Source organism: Mycobacterium sp. E802, assembly GCF_001666875.1.
In the GTDB taxonomy this organism is placed as follows: domain Bacteria; phylum Actinomycetota; class Actinomycetes; order Mycobacteriales; family Mycobacteriaceae; genus Mycobacterium.
Map to the genome: position 1 here is coordinate 1 of NZ_LZJD01000062.1, position 21,592 is coordinate 21,592.

Annotated in this window: 22 protein-coding genes; 9 read left to right on the forward strand and 13 right to left on the reverse strand. The window is 67.1% G+C overall.

Translation table 11 applies throughout. From position 1 onward, the window contains the following. From A5699_RS09165 to A5699_RS09180, 4 genes are all read right to left on the reverse strand, one after another. The coding region (locus tag A5699_RS09165) for a DUF222 domain-containing protein (protein ID WP_157561168.1) at nucleotides 1-788 on the reverse strand (788 nt) is incomplete at its 3' end. Nucleotides 789-1,170: 382 nt separating this feature from the next. Next, nucleotides 1,171-1,923, reverse strand: a complete 753-nt coding sequence (gene nei2 / locus A5699_RS09170) for an endonuclease VIII Nei2 (RefSeq protein WP_067768420.1) — start codon at nucleotides 1,921-1,923, stop codon at nucleotides 1,171-1,173. A gap of 12 nt (nucleotides 1,924-1,935) precedes the next feature. Beyond that, nucleotides 1,936-6,462, reverse strand: a complete 4,527-nt coding sequence (locus A5699_RS09175; RefSeq protein ID WP_067768422.1) for an ATP-dependent helicase — start codon at nucleotides 6,460-6,462, stop codon at nucleotides 1,936-1,938. Nucleotides 6,463-6,497: 35 nt separating this feature from the next. Continuing rightward, nucleotides 6,498-7,151 carry a TetR/AcrR family transcriptional regulator gene (locus A5699_RS09180; RefSeq protein WP_067768424.1) on the reverse strand — a complete coding sequence of 218 codons (654 nt, stop codon included), beginning with the start codon at nucleotides 7,149-7,151 and terminating at the stop codon, nucleotides 6,498-6,500. Between the two features lie 71 nt (nucleotides 7,152-7,222). Between A5699_RS09180 and A5699_RS09185 the strand changes: the two genes are divergently transcribed. Then, nucleotides 7,223-8,581: a cytochrome P450 gene (locus A5699_RS09185; protein WP_067768426.1), complete on the forward strand. Its 1,359-nt coding sequence runs from the start codon at nucleotides 7,223-7,225 to the stop codon at nucleotides 8,579-8,581. A 79-nt stretch (nucleotides 8,582-8,660) separates the two neighbouring features. Then, nucleotides 8,661-10,085, forward strand: coding sequence for a lipase maturation factor family protein (locus A5699_RS09190; RefSeq protein ID WP_067768428.1), 1,425 nt, complete (start codon nucleotides 8,661-8,663; stop codon nucleotides 10,083-10,085). On the opposite strand, the gene A5699_RS09195 is transcribed toward A5699_RS09190, so the two are convergent. Both A5699_RS09195 and A5699_RS09200 read right to left on the reverse strand, forming a co-directional pair. Further along, a complete protein-coding gene (locus tag A5699_RS09195; protein ID WP_067768429.1) occupies nucleotides 10,065-10,868 on the reverse strand; it encodes an SDR family NAD(P)-dependent oxidoreductase in 804 nt (267 codons plus the stop codon). The two genes, A5699_RS09190 and A5699_RS09195, sit on opposite strands and share 21 nt — an antisense overlap. Nucleotides 10,869-10,877: 9 nt before the next feature. Then, the gene (locus A5699_RS09200) at nucleotides 10,878-12,428 is read right to left on the reverse strand and encodes an aldehyde dehydrogenase family protein (protein ID WP_067768430.1); all 1,551 of its coding nucleotides are present in this window, start codon (nucleotides 12,426-12,428) and stop codon (nucleotides 10,878-10,880) included. 53 nt (nucleotides 12,429-12,481) lie between these two features. Between A5699_RS09200 and A5699_RS09205 the strand changes: the two genes are divergently transcribed. Continuing rightward, nucleotides 12,482-12,946, forward strand: a complete 465-nt coding sequence (locus A5699_RS09205; RefSeq protein WP_067768432.1) for an Lrp/AsnC family transcriptional regulator — start codon at nucleotides 12,482-12,484, stop codon at nucleotides 12,944-12,946. A 52-nt stretch (nucleotides 12,947-12,998) separates the two neighbouring features. Further along, a complete protein-coding gene (gene lat, locus A5699_RS09210; protein ID WP_067768434.1) occupies nucleotides 12,999-14,333 on the forward strand; it encodes an L-lysine 6-transaminase in 1,335 nt (444 codons plus the stop codon). Here the strand turns inward: lat and A5699_RS09215 are convergent. Continuing rightward, nucleotides 14,311-14,886, reverse strand: coding sequence for a restriction endonuclease (locus tag A5699_RS09215; protein ID WP_157561170.1), 576 nt, complete (start codon nucleotides 14,884-14,886; stop codon nucleotides 14,311-14,313). The two genes, lat and A5699_RS09215, sit on opposite strands and share 23 nt — an antisense overlap. A 73-nt stretch (nucleotides 14,887-14,959) precedes the next feature. On the opposite strand from A5699_RS09215, the gene A5699_RS09220 reads away from it, so the two are divergent. From A5699_RS09220 to usfY, 3 genes are all read left to right on the forward strand, one after another. Then, nucleotides 14,960-15,643 (forward strand): PAS and ANTAR domain-containing protein, encoded by a 684-nt coding sequence (locus A5699_RS09220; protein ID WP_067768436.1) that lies wholly within the window; start codon nucleotides 14,960-14,962, stop codon nucleotides 15,641-15,643. An 80-nt stretch (nucleotides 15,644-15,723) separates the two neighbouring features. Continuing rightward, nucleotides 15,724-16,341, forward strand: a complete 618-nt coding sequence (locus tag A5699_RS09225; RefSeq protein ID WP_067768441.1) for a flavodoxin family protein — start codon at nucleotides 15,724-15,726, stop codon at nucleotides 16,339-16,341. Between the two features lie 13 nt (nucleotides 16,342-16,354). Next, nucleotides 16,355-16,663 carry a protein UsfY gene (usfY, locus tag A5699_RS09230; protein ID WP_067768549.1) on the forward strand — a complete coding sequence of 103 codons (309 nt, stop codon included), beginning with the start codon at nucleotides 16,355-16,357 and terminating at the stop codon, nucleotides 16,661-16,663. Nucleotides 16,664-16,731: 68 nt separating this feature from the next. Here usfY and A5699_RS09235 read toward each other — a convergent pair whose 3' ends face one another. Next, nucleotides 16,732-16,974 (reverse strand): CsbD family protein, encoded by a 243-nt coding sequence (locus A5699_RS09235; protein ID WP_067768443.1) that lies wholly within the window; start codon nucleotides 16,972-16,974, stop codon nucleotides 16,732-16,734. 151 nt (nucleotides 16,975-17,125) lie between these two features. Here A5699_RS09235 and A5699_RS09240 point away from each other — a divergent pair, with 151 nt between their 5' ends. Further along, a complete protein-coding gene (locus A5699_RS09240) occupies nucleotides 17,126-17,800 on the forward strand; it encodes a HemK2/MTQ2 family protein methyltransferase (protein ID WP_067768444.1) in 675 nt (224 codons plus the stop codon). Further along, nucleotides 17,797-18,012: a CDGSH iron-sulfur domain-containing protein gene (locus A5699_RS09245; protein ID WP_067768446.1), complete on the forward strand. Its 216-nt coding sequence runs from the start codon at nucleotides 17,797-17,799 to the stop codon at nucleotides 18,010-18,012. The genes A5699_RS09240 and A5699_RS09245 overlap by 4 nt, the downstream gene beginning before the upstream one ends. Here the strand turns inward: A5699_RS09245 and A5699_RS09250 are convergent. The 5 genes from A5699_RS09250 to A5699_RS09270 all read right to left on the reverse strand — a co-directional run bounded on the left by A5699_RS09250 (nucleotide 17,992) and on the right by A5699_RS09270 (nucleotide 21,588). Then, complete coding sequence (locus A5699_RS09250) at nucleotides 17,992-19,023, reverse strand: iron-containing redox enzyme family protein (RefSeq protein ID WP_067768447.1); 1,032 nt, start codon at nucleotides 19,021-19,023, stop codon at nucleotides 17,992-17,994. The two genes, A5699_RS09245 and A5699_RS09250, sit on opposite strands and share 21 nt — an antisense overlap. 226 nt (nucleotides 19,024-19,249) lie before the next feature. Next, complete coding sequence (locus A5699_RS09255; RefSeq protein ID WP_067768448.1) at nucleotides 19,250-19,588, reverse strand: PRC-barrel domain-containing protein; 339 nt, start codon at nucleotides 19,586-19,588, stop codon at nucleotides 19,250-19,252. Then, entirely contained in the window at nucleotides 19,575-19,940 is a 366-nt protein-coding gene (locus A5699_RS09260; RefSeq protein ID WP_067768450.1) for a hypothetical protein, read from the reverse strand. The genes A5699_RS09255 and A5699_RS09260 overlap by 14 nt, the downstream gene beginning before the upstream one ends. Beyond that, nucleotides 19,937-21,166, reverse strand: a complete 1,230-nt coding sequence (locus tag A5699_RS09265) for an Nramp family divalent metal transporter (RefSeq protein WP_067768452.1) — start codon at nucleotides 21,164-21,166, stop codon at nucleotides 19,937-19,939. The genes A5699_RS09260 and A5699_RS09265 overlap by 4 nt, the downstream gene beginning before the upstream one ends. Continuing rightward, a complete protein-coding gene (locus A5699_RS09270; RefSeq protein WP_142253775.1) occupies nucleotides 21,166-21,588 on the reverse strand; it encodes a hypothetical protein in 423 nt (140 codons plus the stop codon). Before A5699_RS09270 ends, A5699_RS09265 begins: the two co-directional genes overlap by 1 nt. Nucleotides 21,589-21,592: the final 4 nt, after the last annotated feature.

The window sequence follows — 21,592 nt, forward strand, 5'->3', positions numbered from 1 at the left end:
TCGAGGGTGGCTTGCTCAGCCAGCAGGTGCACCACCGCGGCATCGGCAGCAGCCCGGGTGCCTGCTGCCGGGCAGTCTGGGGTGCGGCACAGGCACGGCAGGTGGTCTTGCAGTCGGGCCAACGCCCCGGCGGCATCAGCACGGCGCTGATCCAGTGTGCGGGGATCATCAGGGCAGACGGTGGCGGCCAGGGCGTCGAGGCGTTGATCGAGGGCGGCGGCATCCCCGACCCGTAGATTGCCCCACACCGTGGCCATGCCCGGGATGGTGCCGGCCTCGACGCTGAAATGCCGGCCCTCATCGATCTGCGGGGGTACGCGCTCACCATTGGGGTCCAGCCGGGCCACCCATTGATCGATGCGGTCACGCAGTTTGCGTTTCGATAACCGCATCCAGGTGCCGGCGCGGGCGGCCAGGGCTTCGTCGACAGCGGCCCAGGCGGTGGGGTCGACGGTGTCGGTGCGGTTGATGATGGCCAACACCATGCGCATGTCGATGGCCCCGGAGGCGAACAGGGCCGCCACCTGGGGAAGCCGGTCACGCAACACGCGGGCGTGGCGGATCTGTTCACCGGCGCGGTGGCGGCTGATGTTCAACGCTGCCGAGATTTCGGCGGCGACCGCTTCGAACGGGTCGGTGCGCCAATACACCGTTTCGGCCAGTTCGTGTTCGCGGCGGGTGTCCAACGCACCGATGGCGGCCAGCCGCGCGGCGATCGCCGCGGATTCTGCCCGCGCCGCCGCGCTCATCGCGTCGATGAGGGCCGCATCGGAATCAGTATCGAACACATGTTCGATTATGCCACCACCCACCGACGCCCGCGGGATTTCTCAGCACATCGGTGACATTTCTGCATCAGGACATCGGTGACACTGCTGTGGTGGTTGACACCTCTGGTCCCAGGCTCGAGCGATGATGCTTCTCGCGGCAGGCCATCCGGTCAACCGGCATCGCCAGAAACCACCGACCGCGACGAGGGCTTCGACGATCGACGCCAGCGTCGTGGACGCCTTCTCGTCAGCACCGGCGACGCGACATCATCACCGACCTGCAAGGCGAGGCCCTCGCCGAGCGCATCCGCCCCGCACCCTGCATCCAATACGTCGGCAACGGCCGACACGCGCACTCATTCTCATCACATCGGTGATGGCTGGCCGCCGGCCCACAGACTCACGTCTGACAGCTCGGGCACCAGTACGTCACCCGTTCACCGCCCCAGTCGGTCTGGATCAGGGTTCCGCAGCGTCGGCATGGCTCGCCGGCGCGGCCGTACACCCACAGTTGCCGCCCGGTCCGGGTGTCACCGGTCGTGGTGCGATTCCAGCGGGACCGATTGAGCCACAGCATGTCCCGGGCCCGTTGTACCACGCGTAGCGGATCGGTCAGCCTGCCGACGGGCGAGGTGGGCAGTCGACCGAACACGAAACACAATTCGTTGCAGTACACATTGCCGACGCCGGCCATCACCCGCTGATCGAGCAACGCCTGGGCCAACTCGCGGTCCGGGTCGGCAGTGAGATTGGCGGCCGCGGTGCGTGGATCCCAGTCCGGGCCGAGCAGGTCTGGGCCCAGGTGCTCCACGGCCGCCATATCGTTGTCGCGGTCCAGCACTTCCAGTACACCCAGATCTATCCCGGTGGCTCGACTGTCTGCGGTCTCCAGCACAGCACGGATCCGGTGCGGTGCGACTTTGGACCACCCGATACGCCAGCTGCCCTCCATCTTCAGATGGGAATGGATGCTGGCCGGGCCTACGCGGATGAACAGGTGTTTGCCCCGGCTGAGAACTTCGTCGACGGCATGTCCGCTCAGGTCGACAGTGGCGTACCGCGGCACACGGATGTCGCAGCGCGTCAACGTCTTTCCTTCCAGGGCATCGCGCAGCGCCGTGGCGGTGTGGAAGACGGTGTCACCTTCAGGCATGGCACCACGAACTTACCGAAGTCGCAGCCCACGCGGGGTACGCGAGAATCCGGCACCGGTCAATGCGTCCTGCACGGCGGCGCGGTCGTCGTCGACCCCGGGATCGAGCACCGCGACACCGTTGATCCGTTCCACCAACAGTGACGGGATCCGTCGGGTGCTCACCAGATCGGCCAGCGCGGCCGCGGCCGCTCGTTGGGTCTCGGCATCGGAGGTGAAGCTCAGCAGGGTCCGGCCACCGCGTTCTAGGAACCACACCAGTTTCCCGTCGACCAGTGCGACCAGGGCTCCGGCTTTTCGGCCGGGCCGGTGGGTGTCGTCGCCGGCGCGCTCGGGCCAGGCCAGCGCCGCTCCGTAGGGGTTGGCCGGGTCGGTCGCCGCGAGCACCACTGCGTGGTATTCCGGCCGCTGGGGGTCGACGCCGTCGAGGTACGAACGCAATCGGTCAACCGTCGATGCGGCGGCGAACTGGGCCCCGCCCAGCGATTCGACGAAATAGCCGCGCTGGCAGCGGCCGGCGTCCTCGAATGCACTCAACACCTTGTACAACGTGGCGAACCCGCCGGGCACCCCCTCGGCGGCCGCCGCTCCCTTGGTCAGCACCCCGTGCCGGTTGAGCAGCAACTCCGCCTGGAAATGCGCTCGCACGGTCGAATCCGGTTCGGCCGCAGGCAAAGCCGACCACCGTCCGGACACCAGCGGATCGGCCGCGCGGCTCTGTGGGCGTGCGACGCTGTAGCGGCTGAGCCGTGGCGGGCGCTGGCGCTGTCGGTGCGCGGGCGTGCCGGATCGTCTTGAACCTGCCAGGCCGGACAGCATCGCCCGCACCGGGGCAAAGGTGTCCCCGGTGACCCACCCGGCCCAGATCAGTTCCCACAACGCGGTTTTCAGCTCGGACTCAGCGGCCTGATCGGTCAGTTGACGGAAGAAATACGCCCCGCCGTGCCCCAAGGTCTCCATGATTGCCCGGTGGGTATCGGTGAACTCGATCTCGGCGGGGGCGGCCAGTGTGAGCGGCGCGGAGTCGGCCAGGTGGAACGCCACCCAGCCGTCGCTGGCGCCGATCTGGCCGGCGCCCGACCACATGACTTCGCCGGAGGCCAACAGCTCGTCGAGCATGGCCGGCTGATAGTCGCGGACGCGTTGGCCGAACACCAGAGACTCCACCGCCGATGCCGGGACGAGCGCCCCGGCCAACTGCTCGATCACCGCAGCCAGCCCGTCGATCCCAGAACTGTGGGAGGAACCGACATGCTGCCACGACGGCAGGAACCGGCCGAATGCTGCGGTGCTCACCGGTTCGACCTGAGCGCGCAGGGCAGCCAGGGAACGACGACGCAGGATGCGCAAGACCTCGGCGTCGCACCACTGATCGCCAGGGAGGTCGTCAACGAATTCACCGCGCACCAGCCGGCCATCAACGGCCATGCGGCCCAGCACATCTGCGGTCACCCGCAGGCCCAGCCCGAAGCGGGCCGCCACCTCGGTGGTGGTGAACGGCCCGTGCGTGCGGGCGTAGCGGCCGATCAGATCCCCGAGTGGATCGTCGACGGATTCGGTGAACGCGGCAGGAACCCCGACGGGCACCGGCGCACCGACCCCGTCACGCAGCAAGCCGATGTCCTCGACTGCGGCCCACCAGGTTTGCCCGGCATAGGTCACCGGAAGTGCGCGCTTGGCGGCATGCAACCCCTCGAGCCACCCTCCGATGGTGTCGGCGGTGGAACGGTCGGTGATCTCGGCCTCGGTGAGCGGGCCGAGCATCCGCAGCAGATCGGTCACTGCCTCGGCGTCGCGGGCTGCCCGCTCCTCGGTGAGGTGCTGCAGCTGGGCTGACGTCGAGGCGACCACCGCCGGGTCTAGCAATTCGCGCAGCTCGACGCGGCCCAAGAGTTCGGACAGCAACACGGTATCCAGCGCAAGCGCCGCGGCTCGTCGCTCGGCCAACGGGCTGTCGCCCTCGTACATGAAGGCGCCGACGTAGCCGAACAGCAGTGAAGCCGCGAACGGTGACGGGGTGGCGGTTTCCACCTCCACCACCCGCAGCCGGCGCTGGGCCACCCGGCGCATCAACTCGGTCAGGGCCGGGACGTCATACACGTCCTGCAGGCATTCGCGCACCGTCTCCAGAATGATCGGGAAGTCCGGATACTTGCGGGCGATGTCGAGTAGCTGTGCAGCGCGCTGTCGTTGGTGCCACAACGGAGAACGCTTGCCGGGATGCCGGCGAGGCAGCAGCAGGGCCCGCGCCGCGCATTCGCGGAACCGGGACGCGAACAGTGCCGAACCGCCCACTTCCGCGGTCACAATCGGCTCGATCTCGTCGGCCTCGAACACGAACAGATCGGCGCCTGGAGGGTTCTCGCCGCTGTCGGGCAACCGCACGATGATGCCGTCGTCAGAGGCGGTGGGCTTTTCGTCGATGCCGTAGCGTTCCCGCAGCCGGCGGCCCACGGCTAATGCCAACGGTCCGTGCACCCGTAGGCCGTATGGAGAGTGCAGAATCACCCGCCAGTCGCCGAGCTCGTCCCGGAAGCGCTCCACCACGAACGTGCTGTCGCTGGGGACGACGCCGGTGGCCGTACGCTGATCGTGCAGCAGCTGATAGAGGTTGTCGGTGGCGAACCCGGCGAAACCCATTGTCTGGCAACGTGTATCGAATTCGCGGCGGTCGAGCGCGGCCAGCTCCCCGGTGAATGCACCGACTGCGGCGCCCAGCTCGGCGGGCCGGCCGACGCTGTCACCGCGCCAGAACGGCAGCCGGGCCGGCTGCCCGGGGGCCGGGATCACGAGCACCCGGTCATGGGTGATCTCGGTGATCCGCCAACTGGTGGCACCCAGTGAGATGACGTCGCCGGGACGCGATTCGTAGACCATCTCCTCGTCGAGTTCACCCACCCGCGACGGCTTTTCGGAGTCGGTGGCCAGGTAGACGGTGAACAGCCCGCGGTCGGGGATCGCCCCGCCGGAGGTGACGGCCAGGCGTTGCGCGCCCGGGCGCCCGGTCAGCGTTCCGGTGTCGCGGTCATACACCAGCCGCGGCCGGAGCTCGGCGAACTCGGTGGACGGATACTTGCCCGACAACAGATCCAGCGTCGCCTCGAACGCGCTGCGCGGCAGCGTGGCGAATGGCGCACTGCGCCGCACCGCGTCGAACCAGGCGTCGGCGTTGACCGGTTCCAGGGCCGCCACCGCCACGGTGTGTTGGGCCAGCACGTCGAGCGGATTGGCCGGGACGTGCATGGTCTCGATCTCACCGGCGCGCATGCGCTGCACCGTCACCGCACAGCCGATCAGGTCGGTCCGGTGCTTGGGGAACAACACGCCCTGGGAGATCTCGCCGACCTGATGCCCGGCACGTCCGATGCGCTGCAGTCCACTGGCCACCGACGGCGGTGACTCGACCTGGATCACCAGATCGACCGCGCCCATGTCGATACCGAGTTCCAGGCTGGAGGTCGCGACCACGGCGCGCAGCCGGCCGCTCTTGAGATCGTCTTCGACCTGGGCCCGCTGCTCCTTGCTGACCGAACCGTGGTGGGCCCGGGCCAGCAGCGTCGGTGCGCCGTTGGCCTGGCCGCTGGCCATGAGTTGGGCCGGTGCACCGCCTCCGACCTGTGGGTTGTGGTCTAGCGCGAGTTCGATCCCACACCGCTCGGCGTGGATCTCGTTGAGCCGTGAGGTCAGCCGTTCGGCCAGCCGGCGAGAGTTCGCGAACACGATCGAGGATTGGTGCGCCTCGATCAGATCGACGATGCGCTCCTCGACGTCGGGCCAAATCGATTGGTTGTCGGGCGCGGCCATGTCCGGTACCGGGACCTGGACCGACAGATCGAAGGTCTTGGCGGTCGGCGGCGCGACGATCGTGGTGGGGGCCTGCCCGGACAGGAACCGGGCCACCTCCTCGGGTGGGCGCACCGTCGCCGACAAGCCGATCCGCTGGGCCGGCTTGTCGAGCAACTGGTCGAGCCGCTCCAGCGACAGGGCCAGGTGGGCGCCGCGTTTGGTGGCGGCGACGGCGTGGACCTCGTCGACGATCACGGTCCGTACGTTCGCCAATGTCTCGCGGGCTGCCGACGTCAGCATCAAGAACAGTGATTCCGGTGTGGTGATCAGGATGTCGGGCGGCTTGCTCAACATCGCGCGGCGTTGGCTGGGGGTGGTGTCCCCGGAGCGGACGCCGACGCTGATCGACGGGCCGGGCACTCCGTGGCGCTCGGCGACGCGGGTGATGCCGGTCAGCGGGGTGCGCAGGTTGCGCTCGACGTCGACGGCCAGCGCTTTGAGCGGTGACACGTACAGCACCGTCGTGCCCGGCCGAGGATCAGGTGGCAACTGGGCCAACTCATCGATCGCCCACAGGAACGCCGCCAGGGTCTTGCCGGAGCCGGTGGGTGCGATGACCAGGGTGTTGTGCCCCTCGGCGATGGCTGACCAGGCCTGGCCCTGGGCAGCCGTCGGCGCCGGGAAGGCAGCAGTGAACCACTCCCGGGTCAGCGCACTGAACCGGGCCAGTGGATCGGCCGGCGCGGAGGGCACTCAGCCATACTGCCGCGCGCCACCGACAAGTGGTGTCAGCGGTGCTCAGGGGCGGCGGCAGAGGCCAGTTCGGCGGGCAACCCCGATACCCGCCCGAGGGCGTCCAGAAGGGCGTGTGCGCAGCTGTCGGCGACGAAACCGGCGTCGATCGACGGGTCGATGAGCCGTTGCCGGCACATCTCGAAGGTCAGGGCCAGCCAGCCGTAGACGGTGGCCCGCACATCGCGTTCGACTTTGGCGTCCAGCGGTTCGGATACGGCCTCGGCGATCCGGCTCATGATGCGGTCGGCTTGGCGGTCGTTGTCGACGTCGTCGACACCACGCAGCACCGGATCGGTGCGGCCCATCCCCATGTAGGCGGCCCAGGCGCCGTGCGGATGTTCCTCGTCGTAGCGCAGATAGGCCAGCACGCCGGCGCGTAGTTGACCGAACAGGCTCTGCCCCGGCTCGGCCGGGGTGCTGGTGGCCTCGAACAGGAGCTCCGCCTCGGCGCGCACCACGGCGGCGAAGAAGGCCCGCTTGTCGGGGAAATAGTGGTACATCAGGGCCCGTGAGACCCCGGCGCGCTCGGCGATCTCGTCGATGCGGACCTCGTCGTACGGACGCTGACCGAACACCTCGGCCCCCAGCGCCAGCAGCTCGTTGCGTCTGTCGGCGGGGGACAGCCGGCGTCTCGACTCGGCACCCACGGGTGCAGCCTAACCCGCAGCGCCCCGAGGCTTACTTGACACATGTATAACAAGGCCGGAATCCTGAAGTCATGACCGTCGTGGGGACACTGCCGCATCCACCGCGCCGGGTGCCGTTTCTCGGGGATGTCTTGAGTCTGCAGTCGGATTCGTCGATGCAGGCCGCGATGGGCATGGCCGAGCTCGGACCGATTTGTGAATTCACGTTCCTCGGGGCCCGCTATGTGGTGGCCGCCGGTGCCGATGCCGTTGCCGACCTCAACGACGAGACCCGGTTCTGCAAGCATGTCGGCCCGGACATCGAGGCCCTGCGAATCGTCGGAGGCGACGGGCTTTTCACCGCCTACAACGACGAGCCGAACTGGCTCAGGGCCCATCAGCTGCTGATGCCGGCGTTCAGCCAGGCTGCGATGCGGCGCTACCACGCGACGATGTTCGACGTCGCCGGTGAGCTGACCGACCGGTGGGACCAGCAGGCCGGGGACGGGGCGACCGTCGATGTCTCGGCCGACACCACCCGGGTCACCCTGGAGACCATCGGGCGCTGTGCGGCCGGTTATTCGTTCGGGTGCTTTCAGTCCGACGCCACGCACCCGTTCGTCACACACATGGTGTCCGCGCTGCTGGGGGCCGACCGCCTCGGCGTGCTGCGGCAAACCTTCCTGCCGAGCCTCGCCTACCGGCGCTACGAGCGCCGGATCCGCCGCGACGCGCAGTACCTGCACGCACTGGCCGACGACATCGTCTCCGAGCGCCGGTCTGAGCGGTCGGGCGACCACGACGATCTGCTGCAGATCATGTTGGAGTCGGATCTCGACGCCGAGAACATCCGTTACCAGCTGATCAACTTCCTGATCGCCGGGCATGAAACGACCTCGGGCGCACTGTCATTCGCGCTCTATTTCCTGTCGCGGCATCCCGAGGTGTTCGCGTCGGCCCGCGCCGAGGTCGACGCGGTCTGGGGTGACGAACCGCGGCCAGGGTACGAGAAGATCGCCAAACTGCGGTACGTGCGGCGGGTCCTCGACGAGTCGCTGCGGCTACAGCCGACGGTGCCGGCGTATTACCGCGCGGCCCGTGAGGACACCGTGCTGGCCGGAATCCTGCCGATGCGCAAGGGCGACTGGGCATTGGCGCTCACCTCGACCCTGCACCGCGACCCCCGATGGGGGCCTGACCCCGAGGCGTTCGACCCGGACCGCTTCTGTCCGGAGCAGATGCGGTCTCGTCCCGGCGGGCTGTACAAGCCGTTCGGGACCGGTGAAAGAGCGTGCATCGGAAGACAGTTCGCGCTGCACGAGGCGGTGTTGCTGTTGGCCGTGCTGATCCGGCGCTACGACCTGATCGCCGATCCGGGCTACCGGCTGCAGGTTCAGGAGCGGCTGACCATGATGCCCTACGGTTTCCGGTTGGGGCTGCGCCGCCGCTGATTCGGCAGCGGCAGGCGTGAAGGCGTCCGATTCGGGGTACCGTCATCGTGGACAGACCGCATCGTTGACAGGTCCGCGTATGGAATGGTTCATCGCAGACGAATACTGGCTGGCCCGCCAGGTATTGCAGCGGGGGACCGCCGCGATCTATCTGGTCGCGTTCATCGCGGCTGCCCGGCAGTTCCGTGCCCTGCTCGGCACCCGGGGTCTGCTGCCGATACCCCGATTCCTGGCGGCCACCTCGTTCCGGCAGGCGCCGAGCCTGTTCCACTTCCACTATTCGGACCGGTTCTTCGCCGCGGTGTGTGCGGTCGGAGCGCTACTCTCGGCGGCCCTGCTGGCGGGGTTCGGAGATGTCGTTCCGTTGTGGGCCGCCATGCTGACCTGGCTGTCGGTATGGGCGTTGTACCTGTCGATCGTCAACGTCGGGCAGACGTGGTACTCGTTCGGTTGGGAATCGCTTCTGCTGGAAGCCGGGTTCCTGATGACGTTTCTGGGCAATGACGACGTCGGACCCCCGCTGCTGGTGTTGTGGCTGGCCCGCTGGCTGTTGTTCCGTGTCGAGTTCGGCGCGGGGTTGATCAAGCTGCGCGGGGATCCGTGCTGGCGCAACCTGACCTGTCTGTACTACCACCACGAGACTCAGCCCATGCCCGGGCCGTTGAGCTGGTTCTTCCATCACCTGCCCAAGCCGTTGCACCGGATCGAGGTGGCCGGCAACCACTTTGCCCAACTCGTCGTGCCGTTCGCGCTGTTTGCCCCGCAGCCCGTGGCGAGCGTGGCGGCGGCCATTGTGATCGTCACCCAACTGTGGTTGGTGATATCGGGCAACTTCGCCTGGCTGAACTGGATCACGATCGTCCTGGCGTTCAGTGCAATAGCGGTCTCGCCACGCCAATCCGGGCCGACCCCAGTGTGGTTCGTCGTCGTGGTGATCGCGTTCGCTGCCGCGGTGGTCGTCTTGAGCTACCGGCCGGCGCGCAATCTGTTCTCCAAGAGGCAGCGGATGAACGCCTCCTACGACCGCTATCACCTGGTGAATTCCTACGGGGCGTTCGGCACGGTCGGACGCACCCGCGACGAGGTGGTGTTGGAGGGCACGACGGATTCCGAGCTGGGTGAGCACACGGTGTGGAAGGAATACGAGTTCAAGGGCAAACCGGGTGATGTTCGACGGTGGCCTCGGCAGTTCGCGCCGTATCACCTGAGGCTGGACTGGCTGATGTGGTTCGCGGCCATCTCGCCGGCATACGCCCAGGGCTGGCTGCGGACATTGCTGACCCGACTGCTCGAGAACGACCGCGCCACCCTGAAACTCCTGCGGTACAACCCATTCACCGACCAGCCGCCCCGCTACGTGCGCGCCGTGCTGTACCGGTACGAGTTCAGCACTTGGGCCGAACTGCGCCGCGACCATGTCTGGTGGCGACGCATCTCGCTGGGTGTGTATGTTCCGCCGCAGTCGTTGCCGTCGGCGGGGCGTTCATCGGCCGGCGCGCAGTGACCGCTGGTAGCGGCGCATCCCGGCGATCCAGCGGTCGTAATTCGAGCCCTTGTGGCGGTACATGTCGAGGACCTGTGGATGGGGGAGTACCAGGAACCGGTCTGCCTTGACCGCGTCCACCGTGGCTGCCGCCACGTCCTGGGCACTGATCACCTCACCGGACCCCACGATCGACGCCGCGCCGGCCGCGACGTCGGGATCCGTGGCGCCGCGCACCGCATCCAGCAGTGGCGTGTCCACCCCGAGCGGGCACACGCAGCTGACCCCGACGCCGTCGTCGCCGTAGGTGATGGCCAGCCATTCGGCGAAGCCGACCGCGGCGTGCTTGGTCACCGCGTACCCCGCCGCCCCGATCTGAGACAGCAGACCGGCTGCCGAGGCGACCGACACGAAGTAGCCGCCACCTCGCGACAGCCATTGCGGGACAAGCACTTGGGCGGCCCGGACATGGGCCCGCAGGTTGACGTCGAGAATGACGTCCCACTCCTGGTCCGTGGCCAGACCGGGCGCCCCGATGATGCCGGCGTTGGCGACGTAGATGTCCACCGGGCCGAGCGCGGTGGCGCTTAGCGCTTCGATGTCCGCGGAGGCGGCGGCGTCGGCCCGCACTCCGAGGGCCTTGCCGCCGGCCGAATGGATCTGTGCGGCAGTCTGTTCGGCCGACTCGCCGTCGAGGTCGGCGGCGATCACTCGGGCGCCGGCGGTGGCGAACGACGCGGCCAGGGCCCGGCCGATTCCCGATCCGGCGCCGGTGACGACAACCACCTTCTGTTCGATGTCCATGAGCAGTTCTTATCCGAAATGCACGCCCTGGGCCAACGGCAGTTCCGAGGAGTAGTTGATCGTGTTGGTGGCGCGACGCATGTAGGCCTTCCAGGCATCCGAACCGGATTCGCGGCCACCGCCGGTGTGCTTCTCACCGCCGAATGCGCCGCCGATCTCGGCGCCGGAGGTCCCGATGTTGACATTGGCGATGCCGCAGTCGGATCCGTCGGCGGCCAGGAACCGTTCGGCCTCCCGCACGTCGGTGGTGAAGATCGACGACGAAAGCCCCTGCGGTACCGCATTGTTCAGTGCGACGGCGTCGTCGAAGGTGTCGTAGGTCATGACGTAGAGGATCGGGGCGAAGGTCTCGGTGTGCACGACGGCCGTCTGAGCGGGCATCCGCACCACCGCGGGGGCGACGTAGAACGCGCCCTCCATGCCGAGGTCATGGCGTTCACCTCCGAACACCTCACCGCCGTCGGCCCCGGCTTGCTCCAGGGCACCGACCATGTCCCGGTAGGCGCGGGTGTGGATCAGCGGCCCCACCAGGGTGTCCTCGGCGCTGGGGTCACCGATCGGCAGGCTGCGATACGCCGCGACGATGCGCGAGGCCACCTCATCAGCGATCGAGGAATGCACAATCAACCGGCGCAACGTCGTGCACCGCTGCCCGGCAGTACCCGCGGCCGAGAACACGATGGCGCGCACCGCCAGGTCCAGATCCGCCGAGGGCGTCACGATCGCGGCGTTGTTGCCACCCAATTCCAGCAGCACCTTGCCGAACCGGGCCGCCACCCGTGGCGCCACCTGTTGGCCCATCCGCACCGAACCGGTCGCGCTGACCAGGGCGATCCGCGGATCGTCGACCAGTTGCTCACCCAGCTCACGCTCACCCAGGATGAGTCGGGCCACGCTCGCCGGCGCACCCACGTCCGAGGCGGCCCGTTCGATCAGGGCCTGGCAGGCGATCGCGGTGAGCGGGGTCAGCTCGGAGGGCTTCCACACCACGGTGTCACCACAGACCAGTGCGATCGCGGTGTTCCATGACCACACCGCAACCGGGAAGTTGAACGCGGTGATCACCCCGACCACGCCCAGCGGGTGCCAGGTCTCCATCAGCCGGTGCCCGGGCCGCTCGGAAGCGATGGTGCGGCCGTACAACTGCCGCGACAGGCCGACGGCGAACCCGCAGATGTCGATCATCTCCTGCACCTCGCCCAGGGCCTCGGAGGTGATCTTGCCCGCCTCGATCGTCACCAGCGTCGCCAGATCGGCCTTGTGCTCGACGAGCAACTCGCCCAGGCGGGCCACCAACGCGCCGCGCACCGGCGCCGGTGTGGTGCGCCAGGTCGAGAATGCCTGCGCCGCATCGGCGATCGCGGCGTCGACGTCGTCCGCACCTTGTTCGGTAAGCGTGAAAAGTACGTCTCCACTGATCGGGGTGCTGGCGGTCAGGCCACTGCCCGCGGCGGTCGGTTCACCCAACTCGGCGCGGGCACCAACCGCATCCAGGGCGTGCCGTACCCGTCGTCGCAACTGCTCGGCGGTGGGGAGCTCGGTCCGTTCGGTGGTGGTCATCGGCTGCCTTTCTGGGGTCAGTTCAGGCCGGGTGAGGGGTTACAGTGCGGGCCATGGGCGAAGCCGACGGACACGTGCTCGACGACACCGACCGGATCCTGGTCCGCGCGCTGGTCGCGGATGGCCGGGCGACCCTGGCGCAGCTGGCGTCGGTGGCCGGGCTGTCGGTGTCGGCGGTGCAGGCCCGGGTGCGTCGACTGGAGTCGCGGGGCGTGGTGACGGGATATGCAGCGCGGCTCAATCCCGAAGCGCTGGGCCACATGCTCTCGGCGTTCGTCGCCATCACCCCTCTCGATCCGTCCCAACCCGATGATGCCCCCGCCCGGCTGCAGCACATCCCCGAAATCGAATCGTGCCACTCGGTGGCGGGCGAAGAGAGCTATGTCCTGCTGGTCCGGGTCGCCTCGGCCCGGGCCTTGGAGGACTTGCTCCAACGCATCCGGACAGCGGCCGATGTCCGCACGCGCAGCACGATCATTCTGCAGACATTTTACAGTGGTCGGGATTATATTCCGTAACGATTGCGGCTATAAGCGGGAATGGCCGTACAAATTTCGCTAAAGTGGCGTCATGACTGCAGTGCTGACGTCCCCGGCACAGGTGAGCGCCCACCAGGTGCATGCGGTCCTGGCGCGCAGCATCCTGACCGACGGCTTCGACTTCGTCCTCGACCTGGACCGCTCCCGCGGCTCGCACTTGGTGGATGCGCGCAGTGGCGAACATTTCCTGGACATGTTCACGTTCTTCGCTTCGTCGGCGCTCGGGATGAACCACCCCGCGCTGGCCGATGACGAAAGTTTCCGCGCCGAACTCGCCGCGGCCGCGGTCAACAAACCCAGCAACTCCGACATCTACAGCGTGCCGTTGGCCCGGTTCGTCGATACCTTCCGCCGCGTGCTCGGTGATCCGCGGCTGCCGCACCTGTTCTTCGTCGACGGCGGGGCGCTGGCGGTCGAGAACGCGCTCAAGGTGGCATTCGACTGGAAGAGCCGGCACAACGAGGCCCGGGGGATCGACCCTGCCCTGGGGACCAGGGTGCTGCACCTGCGTGGAGCGTTCCATGGCCGCAGCGGATACACCTTGTCGCTGACCAACACCGATCCGGTCAAGGTGGCCCGCTTCCCGAAGTTCGACTGGCCACGGATCGAGGCTCCGTATCTTCGGCCCGGCGTGGATATCGCTGCGCTCGAAGCCGATTCGCTGCGCGCGGCGCGGACGGCGTTCGAGGCTTACCCGCACGACATCGCCTGCTTCATCGCCGAACCGATCCAGGGTGAGGGCGGTGACCGTCATCTGCGGCCCGAGTTCTTCGCCGCGATGCGTCAGCTGTGCGACGAGTTCGACGCCCTGATGATCTTCGACGAAGTGCAGACCGGCTGCGGTATCACCGGAACTGCCTGGGCCTACCAACAATTGGGTGTCACACCGGATGTGGTCGCCTTCGGGAAGAAGACACAGGTGTGCGGGGTGATGGCCGGCGGCCGCACGGACGAGGTCGCCGACAACGTCTTCGCGGTGAGCTCGCGGATCAACTCCACGTGGGGCGGCAACCTGGTCGACATGGTCCGTTCACGGCGCATCCTGGAGGTGATCGAGTCCGAGGATCTGTTCGGCAATGCCGCGGTGACAGGCAGCTACCTGCTCGGTCAGTTGCGGCAGTTGGCCGACGATTTCGCGGGCGCGGTACTCGACCCACGCGGACGAGGTTTGATGTGTGCGTTCAGCCTTCCCTCGACGGCTGCGCGTGACGAGCTCGTGCGCCGGTTGTGGGACCGCCGCGTGATCATGCTGCCGAGCGGTACCCATTCGGTACGGTTCCGGCCCGCACTGACGGTGACGCCCGGCGAGATCGACGCCTGCCTCGACGCCATCCGGGACGCGCTCAGCCGTCCTCTGGGAGGCTAGGGGCGGCGGAGGCAGCCCGCCGCAAGATCGATTTCAACCGGGGTAGATCTGCCCCGGCAACCAACTCGCAGCCGTGCAACTCGGCGAGTTTGCGTGCGGCCGGGGTGAATTCGTTGTTGGTGACCACCATCGTCCGGGCGCAGTCCTGCATCGGCGCGCCCGCGACAACCTCCTGGACGGCGGCGGTGCCCACCGGACGGGACAATCGTTTACATTGCACGGCAACCCGGTTCGGGCGATGTCCGACGATCAGATCCACGCCCCAGTCACCCGTGAGAGGCGTCATGATGACCGGCAACCCGCAGCGTCGTGCCACATGGGCCACGTGGTCCTCGAACTGCAATCCGGTCATCTCGGTGGCCGCCTGTTCCCGCGCGGTCGGGGTACCTGCCCCCGCGAAGGCCCCCCGCACAAAACCCGGGGCGCAGGCGATCCCCAGGGAAACCGCCGCGCCGGTGGCCAGACTCCACCCGGTCTCCACGCCGGCCAGGTGGCACGCCATCGCCGCCGCCACCCCGGCTGCGAGGTAGAGCTTGATCCGAAGCCGTCTCACAGCCGGAAATGCTAGAGACCGGCGCTGACAATTCGCCCCACCTACCTCCAGCTAAGCGCGCTACTCTCGACCCGTGACCAGTGAACCGGCCGCGGAGGACTTCGAGTCGCCGATCGAGCATGCACTTGCCGGCGGCGAACCGCAGCGCGTCGGATGGTTCCGGTTCTATTTCGCCGACGAGCGCTGGGAATGGTCGCCGCAAGTCGAGCGGATGCACGGGTACGAGCCGGGCACCGCGCATCCGACGACCGACCTGGTGCTCTCGCACAAGCACCCCGAGGATTACGGACAGGTGGCCGCCACGCTGGAGGAAATCCGGCGTACCTCCGGTGCCTTCAGTACGCGGCACCGCATCGTCGACACCGCGGGCGATGTCCATCATGTCGTCGTGGTCGGCGATCAGTTGTTCGACGACGCCGGTGCGGTCATCGGCACCCACGGCTTTTATGTCGATGTCTCGCCATCGGTGGCGCAGGCACACGAGCGGGCCGTCACCGAGGTGGTTGCCGAGATCGCCGAGGCCCGCAGCGCCATCGAGCAGGCCAAAGGCATGTTGATGTTGATCTACCGGATCAACGCCGACGCGGCGTTCGAGCTGCTGAAGTGGCGTTCACAGGAAACCAACACCAAGTTGCGGCTGCTGGCCGAGCAGTTGGCGAACGACTTCCTCGACCTGGATTACACCGAGGTCTTTCCCAACCGTGTGGTGTTCGACCGGCTGCTGCTGACCAGCCACTTGCGGGTCGCCGAGGTTTAGAACGCCCTCTTCCAGGGAAAACCCCCTCCGCTGAGTCGTAGCGATGCGGGGAGTTGTGCAATGGCGAGAGGACCGGGTCGATGACCGCTCCAACCTTGTCGGCACTCGCCCTCGTTTGCAGCCTCAAACGCTCTCCGGCCGAGTCCAGCAGCTCGCTGATCGCTGATCAGGTCTGCCAACACCTCACCGTGCTCGGCGTCGGCACCGAATCGTTGCGGTGCGCCGACTACACGATCGAACCCGGGGTCGAGCCCGACATGGGCGGGGATGACCAATGGCCGGAAATCCGCACGAAGGTCCTCGACGCGGACATCCTGTTGCTGGCGACGCCCGTGTGGCTTGGCCACCCGTCGAGCATCGCGCAGCGGGTTCTGGAACGGCTCGACGCCGAACTGTCCAACACCGACGACGCCGGACGCCCGGTGCTGGCGGGCAAGGTGGCCCTGGTGGCGGTAGTGGGCAACGAGGACGGCGCGCACAAGACGGTCGCCGATCTGTTTCAGGGCCTCAACGACGTCGGCTACAGCATCCCGGCTCAGGGTTGCACGTACTGGAACGGTGAGGCGATGCACGGCACCGACTACAAGGATCTCGACGAGGTACCCAGTGCCGTCGCCGATGCCACCGGCGCTGCCGCGCGCAATGCGGCACATCTGGCCGGACTGCTCAAGACCGGGCAATACCCGCGTTACCAATGAGAGGGAGTGAATGATGAAAGGCCCTGACGATCCTGTTGACCACACCAGGACGACCCGGCCGCACGCCGGGGAGACGATGAAGGACAACCGCTCCATGCCGGCGCTGGCAATGATCGGTGTCGGCGTGGTGCTGTTCGTCGCGTGCCTGTTTGCCTTCGCCACCGGCAACAGTGGGGTGGCGGTGGTGCTGGCGGTGCTGGCGGCCATCGGCATCCTGGGCGGCGGGCTCTGGCTGGCCATCGCACACCAGCGTGTCCGGCGAATCGAAAAGCAGTGGTACGCAGAGCATCCGGATGTCATAAGGCAGACGCCGAACAGCTGAGTTGCACAAAGAAGATGGCCCAGCCCTCCAGGGCTGGGCCATCTCTTAACCCGGTATGAGTCTGCGATCTACGGCCGCTGACTGGCCTGCTCGCGCTTCTCGGCTGCCTTGGCTCCGGCCCAGGCTGACTCGGCTTCGGCCTCCTTCTTGGCGGCATCCTGCTGGGCATCGGCCTTGTCCTGCTGAGCTTTACCCTCTCGAACGAGATCTTCTCGCCCGGTGACGGTACCCACGGCCTCCTTGGCCTTGCCCTTGACATCCTCGACGGTGCCCTTGATGGCTTCTTCAGGTCCTGAGTTCTTCTCGGTCATGCTTACCTTTCCGCTACTGGAGTGGATTGGTGGTTCCACGCGGCTTCTCCACGCAACCGCTGGATTCCCGGATACCCCGCCGCTAAACCTGGCGGTTTGCCCATCCCCGGTATGGGTATCGAATAGGAGTTACTCCGGGAAGGGAGCAAGAATGGCCGTTGAGACCATTGCCGTTGGCGCCGAGGATGTTTACCAACCACAGCACGATTCGTGGCTGCTCATCGACGCGCTCGAACGTAGCGACGCGGTGGCGGGCCGCCGGCTGGTGGATCTGTGCGCCGGCAGCGGCGTCGTGGCCATCGCTGCGGCCGAGTTGGGTGCCGCCCGGGTGACCGCGCTGGACGTCTCGCCCAGCGCGATGCGATGCACTCAGGCCAATGCGCTTGCCGCACAGGTCGATGTCGAGGCCAAGCTCGGCTCGTGGACTCAGGCATTCGAACACGAGCCGTTCGACGTCGTGGTGTGCAATCCGCCCTACGTCCCCGTCGGCCCGGACACCCCCGCATCGATCCCGTTGGCCGGTCCGATGGTCTCGTGGAACGGTGGTCTCGACGGCAGGCTCGTCCTGGATCCGTTGTGCCGCTCGGCGGCGGCCATGTTGGCCGACGGCGGCTCGCTGTTCCTCGTGCAGTCCGAGTTCTCCGATGTCGAAGAGTCGCTCACCTTGTTGCGCGACGGTGGTCTGGACGCCGACGTCTGCGCCACCCGGCAGATCCCGTTCGGCCCGGTGCTGCATTCTCAGGCCCAATGGCTGCGCGAGACGGGGCGGTTGACGCACAGCAGGGCCGAGGAAGAACTCGTCGTGATCCGGGCGGACAAGCGATGACCGACCGGCGGGAGGTGCGGGTCGTCCAAGGCGGCCCGATCCTCGTCGAGGGGCCGGTGCGGATCGAACTGCCCGATGGGACGACCGTCGAATCGGACCGGTTCATGGTGGCGATCTGCACGTGTCGCCGGTCCAAGACATATCCGTTGTGCGATACCAGCCACCGTAAGGTGCTGCGTGGTGGAAAAGGGTCAGGCAAGCGCTCGGCATAGCGAGCTGCGGTCGGCCGACCAGCATTTCATCAGGTGGTCGGCCAGCCTGCCCTCCAAAGCGTTGAAAGCCCGGATGCCGAACACCACGTCGGCATCCAATTCGGGCTCCCGCCGAACCAGATCGCCGATCACATCGCGGCGCACCACCTGCTCATGGACGGCATCGGCTTCGACATGTTCGCGGTAGAAGTGCACGCACTCTTGGGGCGCCTCCATCCGCTGCAGTGCGGCCATCAGCCGCTGTGAGCCGGGGGAGGAGGTGATCTCGGTGGCGGCGAAATGTCCTGCGGCCGCGCCGCGCAGCCGGCGGTGCAACCCGAACATCGACATCAGGTTCACCACCGCGAGGGACTCGGCGGGGACCACATTCAGATAGCCCAGGTAGCTGCAGTCCAGCCCGGCGGCCGTCAACAGGTCGCCGAACAGTCGTTGGTGCAGACGGGCACCCGAGCCGGCCCCGTATTCGTCGAACTCGACCGCGACGAAGGAGGCCTTCGCCTGGCCGCCCAGGCGGGGGATCAGCCAGGCATGCGGATCGCCCTCTTTCAGGTGATACAGCGACCGATGCACGAAATATTCGCGCATCTGGTCCCAGCTGCCCTCGTCACGCAGGTAGTACGACGGTCCCGTCCCGCCCGCCGGTTCCACCGACAGCCGGGCCATTTCCTGTTCGGCAGTGTCTTCGGGATCGATCGGGCCGACCTCGCGACGGACGGCGGCGAGAAAGATCCGTTCGAACTGCGACCGTAGGTGCAGAAGACCTGCGTTCCATTCCCAGTCGGAATCGACGTCGGCGAAACCGCGGTAGTGCAGCTCGTAGCAGATGTACAGGGCGAGCTGCACATCGAGCCCGAGCGGATCGGAGTCGCGCAGCGGAACCCACACCGGTTCGAGGTGATTGTGGGGTGCGCGGTCGCCGAGTCGTTCGATCACCGCGGCAGAGACGGGTCCCTGCGCATGCGGGAGCCGAGGCTGGGTGCTGGACGGGAGTCCGGATGGAACAGTGGTCATTTCGTCGCAGTTATTCCCGGTCGTGGCGGTAGGTAAACGGTTTGTCCGAAGGGTCGGGCGGGTATCAGCTATCCATTGGATGCGAGGTGAGCCATGACAACCCAACGTAGGCTCGACGGCCTGTTCGGGCGTATCTCCGAGATCATCGAAACCCAGTGCCGGCGCGCCCTTGGCGAGCAAGCCGTCGCCGAACTGGTACGGCAGTGGCTGGATGGCGACGAGCGGATCACTGCGTGCGTAACGCCGCAGAATGACGCGTATACCCCGCGCGCAGCGTGACGCGTTCTGATCCGATCCGGGCCACGTCCTCCCACGCGGCGAGAAACGTGTCGCGATGCCGCCACGCGGCGATGGCGGCGATGAGCGCCGGGGCGTTGATGCCCCTGCGTTCATAGCCCAGGTAGGACGATCGGGTTCGCGGGCTCACCACCAGCCCGACGACCTCGGGGCAGGGCGGATGATCGCCACGCGCCTCGTCGAGCCTCAGCCGTACGTCGATCACCGTCCCGACCCGGTGGTGGCCGGCGTCGACCACCCGCAGCCCCAGGAGGTTACTCAGCTGCATGACGTCCTCCGGGAATGCGCGAGACGATGTGATCGCGGAGCCAACGTTCCACCCAGTCGGCGTCGGACGGCAGTTCGACCGGGGTCAACTGCACCGTCACACCCACGGAATCGACCAGCTTCCACGGTATTTCGTGTAACAGCGACCGCGGGGGTGCGCCCCCGAGGATTCGGGTCATCACCACTTGGCCCGACAACAGGGACACCACGCGCGGCGGTGGGCTTCCTGGTTTGATGTCGACCTCGAGTTCCACTCCGTCGAGCTCGAGGTCATCGACGATGCCGGCGGGATCGCCGTCATGGTCGAGCAACTGGTGGCCCAGCAGGTGTAGGCGTGCGTCCAAGGGCCTCATTGTCCGGCTCCCGTCACGATCATGAGCGGTATGGCGGCCAGCGAGGCGGCCAGGATGATCACCAGATACACCGATCCAAACACGTTGAGCAGCCTTCCGTTTGTCTTGTCGCCCATGTACTCCGGGTCGTTGGCCACGATCAGGATCGGCAGGTAGGTCAGCGGCAGGGCGATGGCCGAGAACACCACCGAGTACTCGGTCACCATCACCGGGTCCACGCCGGTGAACAGGACGGCGGCACCCACCACGATGCTCACGAACATCACCACGTGGAAGCGCGAAGCCTCGGCGGGACGACGGAACTTCCCCCACGTCCAGCCAAAGAACTGCGCCAAGGTGTAGCCACTGGACAGCGTCGTCTCAAGGGCTGCACCGAACGTGGCCGCGACGATGCCGACGATGGCGAAGGCCAGCGCGAGCTTGCCGCCGGCCTCTACGACGGGCATCACCACCTGTGACAGCGAGGTGACCTCGATCCGCTCGGGCAGCAGCACCAGCGTGGCGCCGGCCGCGATCGCCACCGACAGGATGCCGCCGAGCGGGAACCCGATCAGGACGTTGATCCGTGACTTTCCGAGATCCTTTACGGTCCAATGTTCTTCGACAGCGCCCGAAGAGAAGAAGAACACCTCGTACGGGGTCATCGCGGCGCCGAACAGTGCGATCGCGTAGTACCAGTAGGTCGCCGAGGACTCGGATTCCGGGATCGCCGGTTGGACCGCCTGGTGGGCCAGCTCGCCCCACTGAGGTTGCAGCGCGAAGACCGCGACGGCGAAGACGATCAGGCACAGCCCCATGAGTCCTGCCGTGTTCTCCATGACCGAGAACTTGACTCGCCAGATCACCAGCCACACCGCCACTGCTGCCACCGGGATCCACATCATCCGCCCGACGTCGGTGGCCAACTGCAGTGCCAGCGCCACACCACCGATTTCGGCGGTCAGTGTCATCAGGTTGATCAGGAACGACGCCGCCAGGTTTGCCGCCGCGGTGCGCGGACCGAGCCGTTCGCGAATGATCTCGAAGGTGGCGCGGCCGCTGACCGCCGCCACCCGACCGGCCATCTGGGCAAACAGACAGATTCCCACGACACCGACGAGGATCACCCAGGCCAGCGCCAAACCGAACCGCGAACCGACCACGGCGTTCATCACCAGGTCGCCGATGTCGAGGAACCCGCCGATCGCGGTCAGGATGCCCAACGCCACGGCAAAGAATTTCTTCATCAGCGGTATCCCGCTTCCAGGGCGTCCGCCGATGCCAACAGCTGGGAGCGCAGGGCGCTCAGCTCGGGTTCGGCGGCGACCCCGCGGACCCGAGCCGATGCGGTGTTCAGCTGGGCGATCATCGTGGTCATGGCTTCGGTGAGGTATTTCTGCCGTTCGAGGTCGACGGGATCCTCGGCGCGCAGATCGGCGATGCCCTGATACGCCTTGGCGATGTCTTCGCGTGCCGCCGATATCTGGACACTGACCAGCTGTGGGCTGGACCGGTCACGCATCCGCAGGTCGAGCGCATACGCGCCGCTGCGCGCGGCGGCCGCGGTTTCCGCCATCGCCTGGGCAAGCTGCCCGGGCATCCCGTCGCGGTTGGCCGGGCAGCACGTCAGCAGCAGGCCCAGTCCGGCAAGCAGCAGGGCGACCGACACGAGC